The 277-nt window shown below is 64.3% G+C and carries 1 protein-coding gene; it reads left to right on the top strand.

All coding sequences use genetic code 11. The features are described from left to right. Positions 1-22 precede the first annotated feature (22 nt). Positions 23-277: AMP-binding enzyme (locus tag QWY30_RS15890; RefSeq protein WP_435433424.1), on the top strand; the 255-nt coding region annotated here is incomplete at its 3' end.

Here is a 277-nt window from a genome sequence, read left to right as displayed (position 1 = left end):
GGCGGTGATTGCGCGCGAGCGGGTGACCGCGCAGGGCACGCGGGATAAGTATCTGGTGGCATATTTGGTGGCGCACGCGCAGAACGCTGCAGCCGCGGAGCTGCCCGGCGATGGAGAGCTCAGGAGCCTGTTGTCGCGCACGTTGCCCGACTACATGGTGCCTGCGGCCTTTGTGCAATTGGAGAGTTTACCGCTCACGCCCAATGGCAAGCTCGATCGCAAGGCGTTGCCCGATCCGGACTTTGGCGCCGATCAGAGTACGTACCGTGCGCCAGTC

This window comes from Zwartia panacis, from assembly GCF_030410395.1.
GTDB lineage: Bacteria > Pseudomonadota > Gammaproteobacteria > Burkholderiales > Burkholderiaceae_B > Zwartia > Zwartia panacis.
Note: the sequence above shows the minus strand (reverse complement) of the source record. Positions and strands in the feature narration are given on the sequence as shown.